The sequence below is a fragment of the Microcoleus sp. LAD1_D3 genome (assembly GCF_036702135.1).
Classification (GTDB): domain Bacteria; phylum Cyanobacteriota; class Cyanobacteriia; order Cyanobacteriales; family Microcoleaceae; genus Microcoleus.
Genome location: NZ_JAUBSB010000015.1, coordinates 40,635 through 60,711, shown reverse-complemented (window position 1 = coordinate 60,711; position 20,077 = coordinate 40,635). Strand labels below are relative to the sequence as shown.

At 47.3% G+C, this 20,077-nt stretch carries 12 protein-coding genes; 6 read left to right on the top strand and 6 right to left on the bottom strand.

All coding sequences use genetic code 11. The features are described 5' to 3' along the window. Window positions 1-3,720: an alpha-mannosidase gene (locus QUA74_RS11540; protein ID WP_333328399.1), complete on the bottom strand. Its 3,720-nt coding sequence runs from the start codon at window positions 3,718-3,720 to the stop codon at window positions 1-3. A 182-nt stretch (window positions 3,721-3,902) separates the two neighbouring features. On the opposite strand from QUA74_RS11540, the gene QUA74_RS11535 reads away from it, so the two are divergent. The 4 genes from QUA74_RS11535 (at window position 3,903) to QUA74_RS11520 (ending at window position 9,679) form a co-directional block, all read left to right on the top strand. Further along, window positions 3,903-5,882: a hypothetical protein gene (locus QUA74_RS11535; protein WP_333328396.1), complete on the top strand. Its 1,980-nt coding sequence runs from the start codon at window positions 3,903-3,905 to the stop codon at window positions 5,880-5,882. Between the two features lie 78 nt (window positions 5,883-5,960). Then, a complete protein-coding gene (locus QUA74_RS11530; RefSeq protein WP_039887172.1) occupies window positions 5,961-6,077 on the top strand; it encodes a photosystem II reaction center protein I in 117 nt (38 codons plus the stop codon). A 293-nt stretch (window positions 6,078-6,370) separates the two neighbouring features. Then, window positions 6,371-8,899 (top strand): DUF3769 domain-containing protein, encoded by a 2,529-nt coding sequence (locus QUA74_RS11525; RefSeq protein WP_333328394.1) that lies wholly within the window; start codon window positions 6,371-6,373, stop codon window positions 8,897-8,899. Between the two features lie 27 nt (window positions 8,900-8,926). Further along, complete coding sequence (locus tag QUA74_RS11520) at window positions 8,927-9,679, top strand: hypothetical protein (RefSeq protein WP_333328391.1); 753 nt, start codon at window positions 8,927-8,929, stop codon at window positions 9,677-9,679. 25 nt (window positions 9,680-9,704) lie between these two features. Here QUA74_RS11520 and QUA74_RS11515 read toward each other — a convergent pair whose 3' ends face one another. Then, window positions 9,705-10,220: a phycobiliprotein lyase gene (locus tag QUA74_RS11515; RefSeq protein ID WP_333328388.1), complete on the bottom strand. Its 516-nt coding sequence runs from the start codon at window positions 10,218-10,220 to the stop codon at window positions 9,705-9,707. A gap of 693 nt (window positions 10,221-10,913) precedes the next feature. On the opposite strand from QUA74_RS11515, the gene QUA74_RS11510 reads away from it, so the two are divergent. Then, window positions 10,914-13,157: a hypothetical protein gene (locus QUA74_RS11510; protein ID WP_333328566.1), complete on the top strand. Its 2,244-nt coding sequence runs from the start codon at window positions 10,914-10,916 to the stop codon at window positions 13,155-13,157. Between the two features lie 113 nt (window positions 13,158-13,270). On the opposite strand, the gene QUA74_RS11505 is transcribed toward QUA74_RS11510, so the two are convergent. From QUA74_RS11505 to QUA74_RS11490, 4 genes are all read right to left on the bottom strand, one after another. Beyond that, a complete protein-coding gene (locus QUA74_RS11505) occupies window positions 13,271-13,987 on the bottom strand; it encodes a Uma2 family endonuclease (protein WP_333328386.1) in 717 nt (238 codons plus the stop codon). Window positions 13,988-14,113: 126 nt separating this feature from the next. After that, window positions 14,114-14,896 (bottom strand): Uma2 family endonuclease, encoded by a 783-nt coding sequence (locus QUA74_RS11500; RefSeq protein ID WP_333328383.1) that lies wholly within the window; start codon window positions 14,894-14,896, stop codon window positions 14,114-14,116. Window positions 14,897-15,132: 236 nt separating this feature from the next. Continuing rightward, the gene (locus tag QUA74_RS11495) at window positions 15,133-16,542 is read right to left on the bottom strand and encodes a (Fe-S)-binding protein (protein WP_333328380.1); all 1,410 of its coding nucleotides are present in this window, start codon (window positions 16,540-16,542) and stop codon (window positions 15,133-15,135) included. 361 nt (window positions 16,543-16,903) lie between these two features. Beyond that, entirely contained in the window at window positions 16,904-18,319 is a 1,416-nt protein-coding gene (locus tag QUA74_RS11490; protein ID WP_333328377.1) for an FAD-binding oxidoreductase, read from the bottom strand. Window positions 18,320-18,405: 86 nt separating this feature from the next. On the opposite strand from QUA74_RS11490, the gene QUA74_RS11485 reads away from it, so the two are divergent. Further along, window positions 18,406-19,881, top strand: a complete 1,476-nt coding sequence (locus tag QUA74_RS11485) for an ATPase domain-containing protein (protein ID WP_333328373.1) — start codon at window positions 18,406-18,408, stop codon at window positions 19,879-19,881. Window positions 19,882-20,077: the final 196 nt, after the last annotated feature.

Sequence of the window (20,077 nt, the reverse complement as noted above, 5' to 3'; positions counted from 1 at the left end):
CTATATCTCCATTGGTATTGATAAATTTACTGCAAAACTAGCTATTTTCCAGGGTGATATTCTGAAATTTCTCCCATCGTCTGACTTCTGGGGCAAATTTATGGGTTGTTCTAATAAATCGACAGGCTGACTAATTGCCAAACCCAAATCGCTCTTTAATTCCAACTTCGCCTCTTCACCGTGACACTCGCAACACCGCAAAATCCACACATTAGAATCCTCTTCCGACTGTTTAAACGCCATCAACACTAAATTTTCGGCGGACAAATCCAATAACTTGCCAACTGCGGATAAATTCTTGTTTCGATTTTCTCCTAACTGTGGCAACACCTTTACTAGCAGCGGCAAATTCAACTCGTAGCCGCGCCGAACTGTGCCGGCTTCTTGCCAATTTCCAGCGTGGGGATAGACGGCACAAGTAAATTCGGAAACTCCTACATCTGCTTGTTCATCGGGCCAAGTTGAACCCCGAAGCAATGTCAGCCGAATTTGATTCGGCTGAAGGTCGCAACCGTATTTGCAATCATTGAGCAAACTCACTCCAAAATTGTCATTGCTCATATCCGTCCAGCGCAAAATCGGCACTTCCCATTTGGCTTTTTGGGCGGGTGTTTGCGGCTTGGTTGTGCGATCGATCGCACCGCCGGGAATTTCGCAAGTTGCAAAATCTGCTTCTACATTTAACCCAAAGGCTGCTTTTACTAAAACGTGAGTTTCTTGCCAATCTGCAACAGTCTTGATTTTCAGCACCGGCGAACCTATTTCTACTATATAATCTTGGCAAAACTCCGATTTGCCAATTTGTCGGACTACGCGCAAACTCTGCCGTATTTCTCCCTCCTCTACCCAAAAAATATCTTTGAGTGTCGGCGCGGGTAATTGATGTTTTTCATAATTTGGATCGATATTCCAAGCATCCCAATATTGGCCACTGTCTTGAAATGCTTGCAGTTGATTGCCGCCTGCTGCATTCAGGACTTCTCGGTTATTTACTTTATCCCAAATGCTGGATAAATTGCCAGTTTTGTCGTCTACTGTTGCCCGAATAAATTCATTTTCTAGAACCATTTGTGCGGCTGCAAAAGGCGTTTCTTGACTAACTGTGTTTTTTTGTGCTATACCGTATGTAAGTTTTGATAACTCTGTCTTTTTTTCGGTTTCTGGACTCGCAGACGCATTATCAACAGTTTGAGCGTCTTCGCGACACAGCCAAAACACCTGGTAGCCAACGGCGGGGATATTATTGGCCCAAAATAACAGTGTAGATTGCGATTGCGGTCGATCGCGCCTGACAATTTGCGACACCAGTCGCCGTCGGGAAAAATCGTAAATTTGCCAAGCTGAATCAGCGGAATCGGGAAGCGGTACAGCCACAACCTCAGAGCGCGACCAATTGAGAGTATTGAAAATCAAAATCGGTTGAGCGTCGGACTGCGGAGGATGCGGCAGAGAAATTTGAGCCGAGATTGCATCCAAAGATTGTAGCAAGATTTCGCGACAAGTGCGATCGACCTCGGCAAAGGCTATATTAGCATCCGCGTAAACTTGGGCGATCGCAGAACCGGGCAAAATATCATGAAACTGGTTAAACAAAATTTGTTTCCAAGCAGATTCTAATTCGGACTTCGGATAAACCGCACCAGCACAAATCGTTGCCAGCGAAGACAGCAACTCGGCTTGGTAGAGCAATTCTTCGCAGCGGCGGTTTTGGCGTTTTTGGTCGGCGCGAGTCGTGTAGCAGCCCCGGTGGAATTCTAAGTAAAGTTCGTCTTTCCAAATCGGGAGAGTGCGGGGAATAGTTTTGAGTTCTGAGATGGGAGGATTTGCATCCGAAATTGCCGACAATTTTGACAATTCTCGCGGCCGCAAATTCTCCTGATTCTCCGAGTCTGGAACATCGCTTTCAGAGGAACTTTCCCCAACTTCCGGCAAAAAATGACTCTCAATCAAAGACAAATAATCAACCGCTTTCGCAAACTCCAACCTCGGGAAAAAAGGCGACATTTTCCAGCGTTTCGCCACCTCCAACATATCACGAGTCGGGCCGCCGCCGTGGTCGCCAACCCCAGGCAACCAAAGAGCATCTTGCAAATTAGTTTTAGCTTCCCAGTCAAAAGCATAACTTGCCATTTTCACAGATTCTATACTTTCGCCAATTGGAGGAGACATCATACTAAATATTTTAGTACCGTCCAACCCTTCCCACCAAAATGCACCGTGGGGAAATTCCGTTGTATCGTTCCAGCGCAACTTTTGCGTCACAAAATAATCAACTCCACCTTGCCGCAAAATCTGAGGTAATTGCCACCCAAAACCGAAAGTATCCGGTAGCCAAGCTACCCGCATCAATTCTCCAAATTTTTCTTTTGCGTAACGCTGTCCGTAAAAAACTTGCCGCACCATTGATTCAGCGGAAATCAAGTTTAAATCCGGTTCTACCCACATCCCGCCGACAACTTCCCAGCAACCCGCCACCACCTGTTTTTTAATCGCAGCAAATAAGTCCGGCCGATGTTCTTCCATCCAAGCATAAAGCGCCGGAGTTGAATGGCAGAAAATCAAATCGGGAAACTCCAATTGTAATTTCAATACCGACTCAAAAGTTCGCTTTGCCGCTTCCCAAGTTTCCGGGACAGGCCACAGCCAAGCTAAGTCTAAATGAGCGTGACCGACCAAATAGATTTTACCTGTATATATAGATGTCAGTTCACCACTTTCTCCTATATATATAGATGTAGCATTGCTATTTTCTCCAACCTCAAAAACCTCATCCCTTCTTCCTCCCTCTGTGCTCTCTGCGCCCTCTGCGGTTCCCTCATCCAACTCCCCCGAAAAAGATGTCCGATCGCCACTTTCTCCTATATATATAGATGTAGCATCGGTATTTTCTCCACCCTCAAAAACCTCATCCCTTCTTCCTCCCTCTGTGCTCTCTGCGCCCTCTGCGGTTCCCTCATCTAAATCCCCCGAAAAAGCCCGCAGAGATCCCAGTAAATTGTGCCGCAAAACAGACAGCGAGCGATCGAACTTTTCGCGATCGCACACCGCCGACCAATCAATCAAACCCATCGCCAAATCAATCTCAGATTTCAGCGTTTCCCCCTTGACAAACCCGGGGCGATTTGCTATTGTTTCGGTGGAGAGGTATTGGGAATTTAAATTTTCTAAATTGTGAGTTAGCGAATTTTGCAAAATCTCTAATTCGGCAGCAACAAAACCCGGATCGAAACAAGAAGAGTCAGCAGCTTCGTACAAACAAATCGATCGCACTAAAGCACCGTTATCGTGACCCGGACTTACCAACCGCAAAATAACTAAAAATTCATCTCCGGGATTTGCCGACGAACTCAACAAAACTCGATCGGCAAAATCAAATAAATCTCCCTGTCCGACTAACTCGCCGTTCACAAAAATTTGAGCATCTTCTGCCCACCAAGTCAAACCCAGCAGCAACCGCAAACCAACCACAGGATAGCCGTGCAAATTGTCAGGAATTACAAATTGCTGGCCCAAATACAAAACTTGTTTCCCCGACGGCCAAGCAATATGTCCTTTGCTGTTAAGTTCAGCAACAGGGCTGTTACAAATATTTACTGAAGAAACAGCAGAGTCAGAATCGCAGTACCTCCAACCAGACTGAACCTCCACTTGGCTGAGGCGGCGCAACTTTTCTACAACTTCAGAAATATTGTTGCTAGCAGGTGACACAGAAGCGCTCATATTTCGCTAAAATAGGATTTGTGTAGGAATCAAAGATCGGATTGAACCGCGAAGACGCAAAGGACGCTAAGAAATAGAGGTTTCAGAGGGTTTGAAGCTGCGATTAAGATCTCGCTTTGATTTTACAGCAATATTCAGCAATTCCGGCGCGAATCAAAAATCTGAATTCAAGAATAAAACTTATGTCTAACGGTTACTACGGCCCATACCAAAGCCGGCTATTAAATTTTATATCGAAACAGTCCCGCCAAGTCGCTGACAATTGCGATCGAACTTGGCGTCAAATTAAAGAAGCAACTCTCACCGCCACCCAAATTCTGCTTTATCCAGCTTATTTGCTGGTGCAAAGTTCCCGACTGCTAGGCCGACAGTTGCGGGAATCAAGTCAAAAAGTAGATTTACCGGAACTGCAAGAATTTGGGGGCGACGAAAATCCCGATTTGCCACAAAATTGGTATCAGGGGGAAATTTCCGAGGAAAGTTCGATAGCCGAAATTTTGCACCTAGCCGAAAATTTACTAAACTCGTCGCAAACTGCGAAAACTTTAGCCAGCTTCCCGCTGTTAATTAATAATCAGGGAAATACTGGTAACGATTTACCTCCGGCAATCACTTTTAAGGGACAAATCACCAAGCATCAAACCACTTCCGTCTTAGAACACCCACTTGCTAAAACTCAATTAAAACCGCAACCGAAAGTGGAGGGAATTGCCAGTTTTATCCCAGCCCGCACTTTAGTATTGGTCGGAAAAGAAAATCAGATATTAGATATTTTGACACCCGAACAGCAGGAAATGCTGGAAGGTCGCATAACTTGGGAAGTAGCAAACTGCGGACCCGAACAACGGGAAATTACCCAAAAAGAATTAAAATTTAATCTCGGTTTGGAGTCAGCGGCGAAAAAAGCGCAGTTGCCGCCGATGCGTCGTTTTTGGGAATTGATGGCATGGCTTCAGACGAGTCCGGTTGCTCTGAAAAGAAATCAGTTTGGAGAATCAATCCTCGCAGTTAAAAAATCCATCGACCGCAATGCCATCCTAGTCCAAAAAGCCCGCGCCCAAATCGAAGCAAAAACCGCACTGCAGTCAATTGCGCCATCGAATTCGATCGACCCCAATACCCCAAAACTAGAAACTAATTTTAACAGCAAGTTCGATCGACCCGCTAATCCTCTCTCCTTTGTTACATTACTCGATCGCGCCGCCGTCAACATTGAGGAATTAACCCTGCCGCCATCGGCAAAAACAATCGCCGCACCCACAGAAGCCCCCGGAGTAAAAATTAATACATCCGGCACAGAAGCCAATGTAGATTTTTCCGCCCGCGAAATCCTCGAAAAATACGCTCGAAACATCGAGGGAATTATTTGGTCGTCAGTAGATCACCTTCTGGGCAAAGAAACGGCAGCCAGTGATAATACTGAGAAATCAGTTGCCATTCAGTATTATTTGAAACAGCGACAAGAAAAAGAAAACACGCAAATAAGCCCAGAGGTCGATCGACCGTGGCTGAACTGGCAAGACTTATTTGGGGAACCAGCACCACAGCATTTAATCGACGACAGTTCCGAACCCCAGGCAGCAGCTCAAACCCATGCAGCACAAGCTAGTCCAAAAGTCAAGCAAGAAATTGCAGAATTAGGAGAATTGTCAGAAGGTCGATCGACCGCAGTCTCAATATCCCCGTACCCCGAAGCACTTCACCGCCTGCTGGGGCAGCTAAAACAGAGCTTGCTGACAAAAAGCCCAACAAGTCAACCCCAAACAGCATCTGATTTAGCAGTTACTCAAAAAAATAGCTCTGCACTCGCAGCAGAATCAACCCCAGGGCGTGCACAGGAAACCCAAGTGCCAAAAAACACAAACCCGAACACCGCACAAAACAACCAATCCCCAGCAGCAATCACCGCCCAAACTAGCAGATACACGGCCGCAACCCCCGCCGCAGCCGAGCCCAAAAATCCCAGCGCAGGCGTCCAACCCGAGGGCGACTACTTAGAAACAAAAGCCGAATCGATGGGATATATTAAGCACCCCCTAGAACAAGTGCTCGAATGGCTCGATCGAGTTATGCTGCGGCTAGAAAACATCGCCGAGCAACTCTGGAATTGGGCAAAAATCAACTTGCCAAAAATCCTCAAAAGCAAAGATAAAATTGACTAATCTTTAGCTTATGATAAAAAAGTTGCTGCAACAGCAGCAAATCAGCTCAGTATTATGCCATCTTTGGAGACTCCCACAGTGCTAACCCTCAAAATCGTAGTTAATGTAGTTGTTTTATTTTTTGTTTCCCTGTTCATATTTGGATTTTTGTCCAATGACCCAGCCCGGAACCCCAACCGCAGAGACATGGAATAAACAAGCTATCCCGGCCGCTTGCTGGGGGCGCGTCACCGCAGCCCCTGCAACAGCCGACAAACCCGCAAAAATTAGTTGAACAATACTTGACCTCGCACCAGCAGCGAGGTTATGTTGTGGCGAAAGCAAGTTCTGAAAGCAGCCAGGTTTCGGCGCGCCAAAGCCACTGCAAATTTTAGATATCAGATGAATGTTTAAACAGTTGCCTTATTAGATGCAAAATTTTCAATAATTTGCACCCTATAAAATCTAAAATCTAAAATCTAAAATCGGATGACTTACCTATTGTAACTATGCCCTATCCGGTACCGCCGCCAGAACCCCCTGGCATCATCTACATCGCAAAGCCCAAAAAAGTCGCTCTCACTGTCGCGACCGGCGATGGAGACACCCGCAGCAACCCCGCAGAAATACCGGAACCAAGCCCAGATATCGTTCAGCCAGAACCCACACCAGCCCCAGCAGAACCAGCAGCCACACTCCTCGGCACTACGCCAGCCACCGACCAGCCTCCAGAAATCGCCGACCCCCTAGCAGCAGTGGAAAGCGGCGACGCAGTGGTGGGATTTCAGCGTCGGCCTTCTGTGGGAGAACCCGAAACAGCGGAAACTCCGAAAGATTCCTCGTTTACGGCTTACCAATTAGGTTCGGTAGAAAATGCCGTTGCCATTCGCAATCGAAAACGAACCGCAGAGGCGCAGAAACAACAGCAGAGAAATCTTGTCGGAAAGCAGGAAAGTTGGTATCAGGCCCAAGGCCGGCAGTTAGAAGATAACTCTCCCGAACCTGCGGAGATTCCCGTCCCAGAACCCGCGCCAGAACCAGCACCAAGCGGGCAACAGCAGTTGGACATTCCCACACCAGGCACGGCCCCCGCACCCAGTACGCCCCCTGCGCCGACACCGAAGCCTAAACCAGCCACGCCGGGAGTCCGCACCGCACCTTCTGGGCGGACGGTTCCGTTTCCGGTGAGTCCGGCCGATACTATTGAAGTTAAGGCCGACAGCCAAGAATTTGACGACAAGCAGCAAATTGTGACGGCGGTTGGTAATGTCGTCGTGCGGTTCCGGCAAACTGTGATTGATGCCGATCGAGCGATCGTCAACTTAGTCACCCGCCAAGTGGTAGCATCCGGCAATGTCGCCTATACCCGCGGCCAACAAGTAGTGCGCGGCCAGCGGATGGAGTTCAATCTCGGCCTCAACAGCGGCGCAGTCGAACAAGCCAGGGGGGAAATATTCCTGCCCGCAGCAGGTAGCGAATTGACCCCCACACTGCCTACAGATATCAGTGCTGGGACGATTCTGGAACAGCCCCTGAGCGATCGAATTACCAGCCAGCAGCCCCTGCGCGGAGTCAAATCCCCCGGCGCTGCAACAGTCACTCTCGGCGGCGGCGGACAGCTAGCGGCCCCCCAAGTGGTCGGCGCCGTCAACCGCATCCGCTTTGAAGCAGAACGCATCGAACTGCTGCCAGACGGCGCGAGGGTAGCAACCAACATTCGGCTTACTAACGACCCGTTTTCCCCGCCGGAATTTGAATACAGGGCCCGGACGGCGACGATTAGAAGGATTTCGCCCACGGCTGAGGAATTGGTCACAACTAAACCCCGCTTGGTGTTCGACAACCGCGTGAAAATACCCGTGTATCCCCGCAGGCAAGTGTTTGACAGCCGGCAGCAAAACGGCCCGTGTTTGACCTTTGGCTACGACGGGGGCGAAAGAGGCGGTTTGTATGCCGAGTGCGGTTTTGAGGTGTTGCAAAACGGGCCAGTGCGGCTGACCCTGACGCCCCAAATTTACCTGCAGCGGATCGTGGCAAAGAACGGCGGTAATCCGTTTTCTCCCGATAGCTACGGGCTGAAAGCGAGGTTGGGGGCTAGTCTGGGCCCGCGCACCAGGCTCGACGGATCGGCAATATTTCTGAGTTTTGAAGATTTCCCGAACTTGCCGGAAGACAGCTTTCGGGGCAATTTGCGCCTGCGACAGTTGATCGGCACTCACACTCTGGCAGCAGAATACAGTTATCGCGATCGACTGTTTAACGGTTCTCTGGGCTATCAAACCGTGCAGAGTAGCCTGGGGGCAGTCCTCACTTCCCCAGTCATCCCACTCGGAAGCACTGGTATCAATCTCAGCTACCAAGCTGGGTATCAATTTATCAATGCTGACACCGATCGAGCAGACTTGCTCGAACCAGTGCGGGAAAACAACCGCATCGATCTGGGGCGTTCCCAACTCAGCTTTGCCTTGAGTCGCGGCTTCAACCTGTGGGAGGGCGAACCGCTGCCCCGCACTCCCACCCAGGGTTTGAGGTATACGCGGACGCCGGTGGTTCCTTTCTTGCAACTGGCCTTGGGAGTCCGGGGAGTTGGCACTTCTTACAGCAGTGGCGATCGACAAAATTCGATCGCCGGCAGCGTCGGCATTCAAGGGCAGTTCGGTCATTTCTCCCGCCCTTTCCTCGATTACACTGGGTTTAACCTGACTTATACCCAGGTGGGCCGGGACGGTATATCGCCGTTTTTATTCGATCGCTTAGTAGATTTGAGAGTCCTGTCTTTTGGGCTTGTCCAGCAAGTTTACGGAGGCTTTCGAGTTGGATTTCAAAGTGCTATTAATTTAGAAAGCGGGGAAGCAATCAGTACGAATTACACTTTAGAATACAGTCGCCGCAGCTACGCAATTATTTTGCGTTTTAATCCTGAGCGTCAAGTCGGCAGCCTGACTTTTAGAGTTAGCGACTTCAATTGGAATGGGACTCCCCAACCTTTTTCCGGGGACGCGCGAACTGTAGAAGGAGGCGTGCGTTTATCCGATTAATTCAATTGTCTAATTGGGAATTGGTCATTGGGAATTGGTCATTGGGAATTTGGAACCAACAGAAAGCAGTCAACAGTCAACAGACAACAGTCAACAGTCAACAGACAACAAATGACAGAAGTGACGGCAATATCTGCACAAGCAGCGGCTCTGCTGGTTCACTACGGTTTTGACCTAGGTGGCAAAAAAGCCGAGAAATTGGCGGGTGAATGGCTGACCAAATATCCCGGCTATTGGCTGCGTTTAGCAGTGGTTGAAGCGCTTTACCAAGGCCGCTACAAGGCTGTTTCTGTGGGACAGCTATTGAGTATGTGGCATCGGATAGGTCAACCTCTTTATCATTTCAATCGCGAGTTTGAACGCTTGGTATGCAATAATTTTCCTCAAAATTTAACCGGAGAAAGTGCTGCTCAACTACCACCGGAAGATATACTTTTATCGAACCAGGAATCGGAAGTAACTGTCGCAGAGTTAGATTTGGTTGAGCCGTCCGAACCGCCGCTCGATCGCACACCAGATGCAGAAGTACCGAACACAGAAGCCCAGGAAACAGGAAAATTGCCCGCCGACGATCGCACAAAAGAAAATACAGAATTTGTAGTATATGAAGATGTGGCTGTTACCGCCCTCGCCGATCGAGCCGAAACTGAGCACAAATTAGCGGACAAACCTGTGGCCAAATCATTCCCAGTTGTCAAACACACTGATTTTCATACCAAGTTAAAAGCGATTGCCAGAGAAGGCAGAAGAAAGAAGGGAGAAAGCAGAAATAGGGTGTAAACTTTGAGAACTAGATAGTTATTTGTCACTCTTCACTTTTAGGAGTGCCTCCCATCCGAATTTCCGAACAAAAAGATGCTTGTTCAGTACCGTTAGCTTGCTTAACAACGCTAGTCCGCAGTCGCAAGTTAGGCATGAGATACCACAGCCTTTCTTCTGCATGGAGGGTGTCTGATTCTGTAATCAATGTCAGTACGTCGTCGCCCATCACGTAGCGGCTATTACCCTTGTCTTGCAACACTTGGCCTTCGCTGGGATTGCCGGGATTTGGTACGATCGCTAATATTGTAGAACCGATTTGTTTAGCTTTGTCGCGATCGGGAATACCGTCCCAACTAATCCGAACGCCCTTTAGCCCAGTTGAAGCCGGGTTAATCGAGTGTTGTTGGCAAAGTTTGACGACTGCTGCATCGCTAGCTGTCAGTATTTCTATTTTGAGGTCAGATTTACCGGCCTGCAATTCCCCAGAATTGAGATTGTGTACGGTACGCTGGGAAAACCATTTGCCTGCACTTAACTCGAAAAACTCAATAACATCCATGAAATTTGTCTCTAAACTCAATACTGCTTTATTTGCGATCGTGACTTGCGCGCTATGGAGTCAGAAACCCGGTTTCTTCCTGCGTACCTAGCGGTCAAACCAATGATTTTGTCTAGAAACCCGGTTTAAGAGTGCAAGTCCTTTTCTATATTTTAGAGGAAGGGGGCGCACCTGCAAAGCTTTCTGAGAGCTTTGGGTGAAACAGATTGCAGATGCCGTTGAGGTACGAAACCCAACCAGGGGGACATCTGCCTTGCTGATGCGGCCGACTTGACAGAAAATTAGAGCATCCGCCATCATATTTCGTTATAAAAAGTCTTTTTCGCACTTTAAATAGGATTGCGATACCTAAAAATTATTAGCTTTGACAGTGTTGATCGATCGACTCTCGTCGCCAAAATACCAGCTATGTTAAGAAAAACAACGATATATGTAAGCTTTTGTAGATTGCTCGGTAAATTGGGCGTTGCTGAGTTGAATTATATTTGCGGGAATTTATTGTAATCGCACTGCTTGAAAATTCTCAAAGCAGACTGCGACTAAAAAACCAGCAATTCATCGAACCCTCACTAAACCGAGGACAGCAAGCCCGTAGCACATAGCATTCAAATATGTCATGCTAAGTCAAGAGAAAAAATTCTCGCTCGGATTTCCAGTAGGTGCAGCTAGCGATCGTATACATTTAAAAAACACATCCGTAAATTTATGACCGAGTTTACACAAGGGCTGGATAAAATGCAGCCCGCAGAACAGACGCACTACCTGGGAATCCTGCCAAGTCAGCTAGCAGCGACTTCTGACTCAGAAAAATTATACAGCTTACTAACAGATTACAATTTTATTGAAGCCAAGCTGTCCGCATCGGGAGTACAGGCGCTAATAGAAGATTACGATTTAGCAACAAGTTCCGATATTATTATCTCCGATCAAAAAGCCGACCAACTCAAATTAATCCAAGAAGCAATTCGGCTGTCGGCCCACATTCTAGCCACAGATAAAACCCAACTAGCTACCCAACTAATAGCCCGATTGATGTGCTTTGAAAGTCCAGAAATTCAAGCACTGTTAACACAAGCAAAACAACAAAAAAAACCGTGGCTGCGACCGATAACTGCCAGTTTTACCCCTCCTGGCGGGAGATTGCTACGCACCCTCACCGGCCATACAGATTGGGTACAAGCTGTAGCAATCACCCCCGACGGCAAGCGGGCAATTTCTGCGTCCTCCGACCACAATCTCAAAATTTGGCACTTAGAAACAGGAGAAGAACTTTCCACCCTCAAAGGTCATCTTACCTACGTCAATGCTGTAGCTGTCACCCCCGATGGTACTAAAGTAATTTCCGGTTCTTGGGACAATACCATTAAAATTTGGGATATAGAAACTGGGACAGAAAGATTTACCTTTGCAGGCGATACTTTTGCCGTAGAAGCAGTAGCAGTAACTCCCGACGGCAAGCGAGTAATTTCAGGTTCTTGGGATGGCAGTATTAAAGTTTGGGATTTGACAAGCAGGGAAGTAATTTTTAACTTCAAAGGTCACAGCAGTTTTGTGCAGTCCGTAGCAATAACTCCTGATAGCAAAGGGTTGATTTCTGGGTCAGGCGACAATAGCATTAAAGTCTGGAACATAGAAACCGGAAAAGAACTTTTTACTCTCACGGGTCATGAAGACTGGGTAAAAAGTGTAGCAGTTACTCCCGACGGCGAACACATAATTTCCGGCAGTTACGACGGAACTGTTCAAGTCTGGAGTTTGTCAGAAAGAAAGCAACTTTTCACTTTAGGAAAACACGGCAGTTTCGTTCAAGCTGTGGCAGTCAGTCCCGACGGCAAACGGGTAATTTCGGCTTCCGGCGACAAAACGCTGAAAGTTTGGAATCTGGAAACAAAAGAAGAACTTTTCACTTTTACCAATCACATCGCCCCAGTGAATGCTGTGGCTGTTACCCCCGACGGCCAGCGGATAGTTTCTGGTTCCTCTGACAAAACTCTCAAAGTTTGGCACTTAGAAAGAGGCAAAGAAAATTTATTATTTGCAAGTCATGCTGACTGGGTAAATGCTGTAGCAGTGACGGCGGACGGTACGAAAGCGATTTCCGGTTCAGGAGACAACAGCATTAAAGTCTGGAATCTCAAAAACGGACAGGAAATTTTTACTATTCCCGGTCATAAAGATTGGGTAAAAGCGATCGCAATCACACCGGATAGCAAGCGAGTAGTTTCGGGTTCCGGCGACAAAACTGTGAAAGTTTGGAATCTAGAAACCGGAAAGGAAATCTTTACTTTTACTGGTCATACAGACTGGGTAAATTCTGTGGCAGTGACGGCAGACGGAACGATGGCGATTTCCGGTTCTGGAGACAAAACTATTAAAGTTTGGAATCTAGAAACAGGAGAGGAACTTTTTACTTTTTCAGGTCATGATGACGGGGTAAAATCTGTGGCAGTTACTCCCGACAGCAAGCGAATTATTTCGGCTTCCGGCGACAAAAATCTGAAAATTTGGAGTTTGGGAAAAGAAAAGAATATTTTGGCATATTTATGGAATTTAGCCGTCAAAAATCTACTTTTTACTCTCAAAGGTCATGAGAGTTTTGTGAATGCTGTGGCAGTTACGGCGGATGGCAAATGGGCGATTTCTGGCGGGCGGGAACACAAGTTGAAAGTTTGGGATTTGTCAAGTAGAAAAGAAGTTTTTACTTTGGCAGGTCATGCTGATGCGGTAACATCTGTGGCGACTATGGGAACAAAGGCAATTTCTGTTTCGGACGATAATACTCTCAAAGTTTGGGATTTGTTAAATCGAGAAGTAATTGCTAGTTTCAGGGGAGATAGTGCTTTAAAAGCTGGCGCTATTGCACCTGATGGGGTGACAATCGTAGTGGCGGAAGCTTCGGGACAGGTGCATTTTTTGAGGTTAGAAGAGGGGAAATAGTCATTAGTGAGCAGTCATTAGTCATTAGTCATTAGTCATTAGTTATTAGTTATTATGCCGATCGCACTTTTGCTAAAATTTAAAAGTGCGATCGCTCTTTTCCCCCGTCTAGTTTACAATTGTTCCGGGTCAATTCCCATCGATCGCAGTCTTTCTGCTAGGACAGCAGCCCGCTGTTCGGCTTGTTCTGCCCGCACTCGTTCTTGTTCTGCCCGCTGTTCGGCTTGTTCTGCCCGCTGTTCGGCTTGTTCCAAGCTGCGAGAAACCTCCTCATAACTTGCAAACGGTTCCCCGTCAGGGCGATAAATTTGCAACTCTTCACCCGACAAATCAAAGCGAATTCCTAGTCGGGGACTGACCCAATTTTCGATCGCATCAATTACGTCCAAACGCCCCTGTGAACGCATCCAACCACTAAAATCGTTGCGTTCCGGGTCGTACAGGTAATATTCCTCTACGCCGTGGCGATCGTAAAATACCTGTTTTTTATTCATTTCTGTTAGCCTGTTACCGGGAGAAAGAATTTCAAACACTACTTGCGGCGCGATATTTTCTTCTTCCCACTGCTTGTAAGAACCCCTATCTCCTTTCGGTCTGCCGAAGACTACCATCACATCCGGGCCGACGCGAATCTTGTTATCTCCTTCGACGGGATACCACAGCAAATCCCCCGCGACAAATACATTCGGGTCATCGGCAAATAGCCACGCTAAATTTTGTTGGATGATGAGTATCCAGCGAAATTGTTTGGTATTGTCAGACATTGGTTTGCCGTCGCTGTCGGGGTAAATTACATCAGGTTTTTGAGGAGACTTGAGTTGAGTTACCATAACTGTTGTCCGGGGTTAGGGACTGTTTAATTTAATTTTAGCTTGTGGGAAGGGTGAGAAGTGCGATTCCCTACGGGATAGCTACGCTTCACGAACTTTTTCATCCAACCCAAAATACCCAAATTTTTAACTTAATTCATCTGGGTTAATGCCCATTTCTCGCAACCGTTCCATCAAAATCTGCGATCGGCGTCGTTCCTCTTCTAAAACGGTTTCTGCAAGTTCGGCCCGCTGACGTTCTTCTGCTAAAACGGTTTCTGCAAGTTCGGCCCGCTGACGTTCTTCTGCTAAAACGGTTTCTGCAAGTTCGGCCCGCTGGCGTTCTTCCTCTAACAGTTGACAAATCTCAACGTAGGAGAAAAACCTCGTTCCATCCGGTCGATAAATTTGCAATTGATCGCCCGATAAATCGAAGCGAATTCCCAATCGAGGACTCGCCCAATTTTCCATTAGTGCGATCGCATCTAACCCATCTTGTCCCCGCAGCCAGCCTCGCAGTTGGTTATTGCTAGGATTGTAAATGTAATATTCTTCAACTCCGTGGCGATCGTAAAATAGCAATTTCTTGTCCATTTCATCCTGCGTGTGGCCAGGAGATAGAATTTCAAACACAACTTGCGGTGCAATTCCTGACTCATTCCACTGCTGGTAAGAACCGCGTCTCCCTTTCGGTGTGCCGAACGCAACCATCACGTCGGGCGCGTTAACAATATTCGGTCTTCCCTCGATTGGATACCAAAACAAATCACCCGCTACGAATACATTCTCGTCATTAGCATACATCCATTCTAAATTTTGTTCGATGACGAGAATCCAGCGAAATTGGTCAGTATTATTTGCCATTGGTAAGCCGTCGCTGTCGGGGTAAATAACTTCTTGCTGAGGAGGGGATGGGATTTGAGTTACCATAACAGTTGTCCGGGGTCAAAGACTGTTGAATTTAATTTTAGCAGTTTGGGAAGTAGTCAGAAGTGCGATTCCCTACGGGATAGCTACGCTTCACGACTTCTCAATACAAAAGCCTATTCCTCCTTCTCTTTTATCTCTCTATTCTCGAACTCTGCGCCCTCTGCGCCCTCTGCGGTTCATTAAAAAACATCTCACTCAGCATCAAAAGCAGGGCGGACACCGCCCGCCCTACAAAACTACTTCCTCAGCAACTTCACCCCGCGAATCGAATAATCCAAAAGCTCAATTGGGTGCATCAAAGTAACTTCCTTTCCCTGCAACTCCAAATGCTTCTTAATTTGCAAAGAACAACCCGGATTAGAAGAAGCAATCAACTCCGCCCCAGTATTCAGCAAATTTTCCACCTTTTGCACTCCCAATTCATCAGCAACCTCCGGCTGAAGCATATTGTAAACCCCCGCACTCCCGCAGCACAAAGCCGCATCCACAGGTTCTTTCAACTTCACCCCCGGAATTTGTTGCAGCAACTGACGCGGCTGCAAACTAATCTTTTGGCCGTGCAACAAATGACAAGCATCCTGATACACAATTGTCAAATCTCCGTCAATCAAAGGATTGAGTTTCGCCGTAATTCCCGCACTTGCCAAAAACTCTTGCACGTCCTTCACATTAGCAGCAAATTTTTCAGCTTTCTCCCGATATTGCGGGTCATCTGCTAAAATATGACCGTATTCTTTCAAAGTGTGACCGCACCCAGCAGCGTTGATAATCACAAAATCAACACGCGTATTTTCAAAGCTATCAATCATTTGTCTCGCCAAAGCTTTTGCCTGTTCCGCTTGGCCTTGGTGTTCCGGCAAAGCAGCACAGCATCCCTGACTTTTGGGAACCACAACCTCGCAACCGTTAGCCGTCAAAACACGCACAGTAGCCTCATTAACAGGCGAAAATAACAGCCGCTGCACGCAGCCTAAAATCACGCCGACTCGATAGCGTTTTTCACCTATTGCCGGAATTACCTCTGGTAAATTATCCCGGAAAGAATCGACAGTAACTTTCGGCAAAATTGATTCCATCGCCGCCAAGCGGGGAAATACTTTTTTCAGCAAACCTGTTTTGCGGACAAGTTTTGGCAGTCCTAATTTTTGATAAATAAACAGCGGTACAAGCAAAGGCCGCAATCTGTGAGGATAAGGGAAGAGATTAAAAATCAGAGTACGAATTACATTGTCGGAAAAAGTGCGTTCCTGATTTCTAGTAACTTGGTGGCGTGTTGCGGAAATTAATTTGTCGTATTGAACTCCAGAAGGGCAAGCTGTTACGCACGCTAAACATCCCAAACAAGTATCGAAATGCTGTGAGGTTGCTTCGTTTAAAGGTGCGTCGCCTTCGTTAATTGCATCCATTAAATAAATGCGGCCTCTAGGCGAATCCATTTCTTTGCCGAGTACGCGATAACTCGGACAAGTTGATAAGCAAAAGCCGCAGTGCACGCAAGTATCGATTAATAGGGGATTCGGCGGATTATTAGCATCAAAGCCCTGTAGTTCGGGAGTTTGTAAATGGGGATTTTGTGCTAGAAAATTGCTTTCTTTAGCAGGTTTTAACTCGTCGCTGGGAACTTGAGATTTTTCTGAAGTTTGCATATATGGAAGAAAGAAGAAGAAAGTTCGGCAACGGATTCTGTAACGGATGTAACGGATGTCACGGATGTCAGGAAGAAGAAAGAAGGAAGAAGAAAAAAGGATTTAGTTATCTAGGAGAGAAGTCAGAAGCAATCGACCGCTTATATTTCAGCAATTAAGAAAAGAACTTCCTAACAGTCAGGCGCGGTTGCTATGCTTAGCAAGCCTAAATTCCTCAAGCAAACAAAAACTTCTCTTCTTTTCTCTTTCTTCGGGGTCTAGCGCTAACGCGCCTTCGCGGTTCGTTAAAAAACAAGTCTAGTTAACAAATGAGTTAGACCGGGATTCAATAAAGACCAAACTCCTGACTACAAACTTTAAATTAAATACCGCTTATAAAACGACTGGGACTCAAAAGATTTTCCGGGTCAAACTGCTGTTTAATCCGGCGCATTAAATCGATCGCACTTCCAGTATAGCCCCAAACATCTAACTGTTGCTTGATGTCGGTCGGCGCTGCTAAAACAGTCAGAAAACCGCCTTTCGCTTCGCACCCTCTGCGTACCTGCAACAGCGTTTGGGCCGTCGCATTCTCAAACCGCAAAACCCCCAAACCGCTGCCTGCATGAATCAAAGCGTCCTGTACCGGCAATTCGTTAATTGCTGTTACAGCTTCCGAGGGTCTGATTCCTATTTTGCAAATAATTGCCGACTTTGTGCCAGAATCCCACATTGTTTCTGGCAATCTTTGCCATAACTGATGCTCATCATTTTCGCAGCAGCTAGTGCCTTGCAAACCCAACTTTTTGCCAACTTCCAGTAAGCGGGCTGATTGTTGTTTAACACTTTCTGCGATACTTTGAAATCTGACGATTAATCCCGTGCCCTTTCCTAAGCCTAATTGTGCTACTAAATCAGGTGACACCAAATCAACGGCTGTTGGTGTCAAAGCAGAGGATAATAAGATTTGAGCCGTTTGGGACAAAGCATTAATTTCCCCTGTCAGCACTACGGTTCCCGATGATTCAGGCAGCGGATAAACTCGGAAAGTTACTTGACTGATGACGCCCAATGTGCCGTAAGCACCAGTAAACAGTTTCATCAAGTCGTAACCGGCGACATTTTTAACAACTCGACCTCCGGCTACCGCAATTTTACCGTCCGATCGCACAAAGGTAATTCCCAACAGCAAATCGCGCACCCCGCGATAGCGATGCCGCAAGGAACCCGCATCAGCAGTAGCGACAATGCCGCCCAAAGTTGCCTGTTGCGGATACGCTGGGTCGATCGGCAAAAATTGACCGGCAGCAGCTAAAATTTGCTGCAAATCCGCAAACTTCATCCCCGCTTCTGCAGTCACGGTTAAATCGCCCACAGCGTGTTGTACAAGTCGATTGAGGCGCGAAGTGCTGACAGCCACAAGGCCCGCTGCATCAGGAGATTCCCTTAAATCCCCCTTAAAAAGACCCACTTTGACAACATCTTGCTCCTCCCTTGTTAAGGGGGGCCGGGGGGGATCGGAGTATAATTTAACTAAACCGCCCCAATCAAGTTTGCTGCCACTGCCACAAGGCAAGACTGCACAGCGATTTTGCTGTGCCCAAGCAATGACAGCCGCCAGTTCTTCCTGAGTATTCGGGTAAACGGTACAATCTATTTTCGTGTCGGGAACAACTGCTTTTTCTACCCGTTCTTCCCAAAATGGCTCTGAATCTTGCCAGCGACAGATGCCAGCAGTGCCGACAATACTTTCTAATTCTTGTGTGCTAACGTAATTTTCGGTAGAAAAAGATTTCATGAAGGTTATGAGACGCCCGGTAAAAAAAAATTATCAAAACACTGCCTAAAACCATTAAATATTAATACGGGCCGGATATTCAAAACATGAAAAAACAAATGTCTCAAAACCGACTTTCTGTAGGAATTACCGGTCTCAACGAAGTGATTGGCGGCGGCCTAATTCCTCAACGCTCTTATTTGGTGCGCGGCGGCCCCGGTACTGGCAAGACTACACTGGGCTTTCACTTTTTGGCAGCAGGTGTGGCTCTGGGAGAAACGCCCCTGTTTATTACTTTAGGAGAACCGGAAGCGCAATTGCGCGCCAATGCCGCAAGTCTCGGTTTTGATATGGATGCGATGGCGTTCCTGGATTTGAGCCCATCGTCAGAATTCTTTACAGAAGTTCAGACTTATGACATTTTCTCCCCATCTGAGGTTGAGCGAGAACCGACTACACAAAAGATTATCGAGCGAGTCCAAGCTGTCAAGCCACAACGGGTGTTTTTGGACGCGATCACTCAATTTCGCTACTTAGCTGCGGATGAGTTCCAATTCCGCAAGCAAGTTCTGTCTTTTCTGCGGTTTTTGGTGGAAGGGGGGGCGACGGTGGTGTTCACCTCCGAAGGCACTTCAAGTGCTCCCGATGACGATTTGCAATTCATCAGCGACGGAGTAATTTACTTGGAACTGCGCCCTGAAGGGCGCACCCTGTCTGTCACCAAGCTGCGAGGCTCCAACTTCCGCATCGGCCGCCATTCGCTCCGCCTGACTCAGGCTGGTATGGAGGTATTTCCGCGACTGCTTCCGGACAACTTTCAACAGGATTTTGTGGCTGAAGCAATTTCTTCTGGGGTGCCAGAAATCGACGAACTGCTGCACGGGGGACTGGAACGGGGGACTGTCACGGTGATTACCGGGCCTAGCGGCGTGGGTAAAACGACGGTGGGGGTTCAGTTTATGAAGGAAGCTGCAGGAAGGGGGGAGCGATCGGTAGTTTACATTTTTGAGGAGTCAAGTTCTACTCTGCTGCAGCGCTGCGAATCAGTTAACATCCCGGTTGCGGCGATGATTGGGCAAGGAAGTCTTTCCGTGATACCCGTGGAACCTTTGCTGTACTCCCCGGATCAGTTTGCCTGTATGGTACGCCAGGAGGTGGAGCAGGAAAAGACGCGGATTGTGATGATTGACAGTATTTCTGGCTATCAGCTTTCGATGCAGGGGCAAGATTTGGTGAACAATTTGCACGCTTTGTGCAAGTATCTGAAGAATATGGGAGTCACCGTTATCTTGATTAATGAGGTAGAAGCCATTAGCGGAGATTTTCGGCTGACCGAGATCGGGATTAGCTATTTGGCGGATAATCTTGTGTTTATACGCTATCTGGAACGCCAACTGCAGAATAGGACAGAAATCCGCAAGGCGATCGGAGTAATTAAAAAACGAGTCAGCAACTTCGAGAGAACTCTGCGAGAACTCGAGATTACTCGCTACGGCATCAAAGTCAGCAAACCGATAGCGGGGCTGCGCGGCATTTTGAGTTCGGCGCCGGTGTGGATTGAGGAGGGAGGGGAGGAAGATTGAATCGGGGTTTGTCCTGCTGTTTCTGGGCAATTGGAGCTAATTTTGCAGTCGTGAATCTACTAATCAGTAGGGTGCGCGACGCGCACCTCACCACTAGCCTAAGTCCTGGACAACTTAAATATATGGGTAAATTTGTGTATTTTTCGACTTTTATAGCAGTTTTCACTTCTATGAAATACAGTAGGGGAACAGGACA

Excerpts from the sequence above, each read along its gene's own strand:
- QUA74_RS11485 (WP_333328373.1), top strand. The coding sequence starts at position 18,406 with ATGAAAAAACAAATGTCTCAAAACCGACTTTCTGTAGGAATTACCGGT.
- QUA74_RS11500 (WP_333328383.1), bottom strand. The coding sequence starts at position 14,896 with ATGGTAACTCAAATCCCATCCCCTCCTCAGCAAGAAGTTATTTACCCC.
- QUA74_RS11540 (WP_333328399.1), bottom strand. The coding sequence starts at position 3,720 with ATGAGCGCTTCTGTGTCACCTGCTAGCAACAATATTTCTGAAGTTGTA.
- QUA74_RS11525 (WP_333328394.1), top strand. The coding sequence starts at position 6,371 with ATGCCCTATCCGGTACCGCCGCCAGAACCCCCTGGCATCATCTACATC.
- QUA74_RS11535 (WP_333328396.1), top strand. The coding sequence starts at position 3,903 with ATGTCTAACGGTTACTACGGCCCATACCAAAGCCGGCTATTAAATTTT.
- QUA74_RS11515 (WP_333328388.1), bottom strand. The coding sequence starts at position 10,220 with ATGGATGTTATTGAGTTTTTCGAGTTAAGTGCAGGCAAATGGTTTTCC.
- QUA74_RS11505 (WP_333328386.1), bottom strand. The coding sequence starts at position 13,987 with ATGGTAACTCAACTCAAGTCTCCTCAAAAACCTGATGTAATTTACCCC.
- QUA74_RS11495 (WP_333328380.1), bottom strand. The coding sequence starts at position 16,542 with ATGCAAACTTCAGAAAAATCTCAAGTTCCCAGCGACGAGTTAAAACCT.
- QUA74_RS11490 (WP_333328377.1), bottom strand. The coding sequence starts at position 18,319 with ATGAAATCTTTTTCTACCGAAAATTACGTTAGCACACAAGAATTAGAA.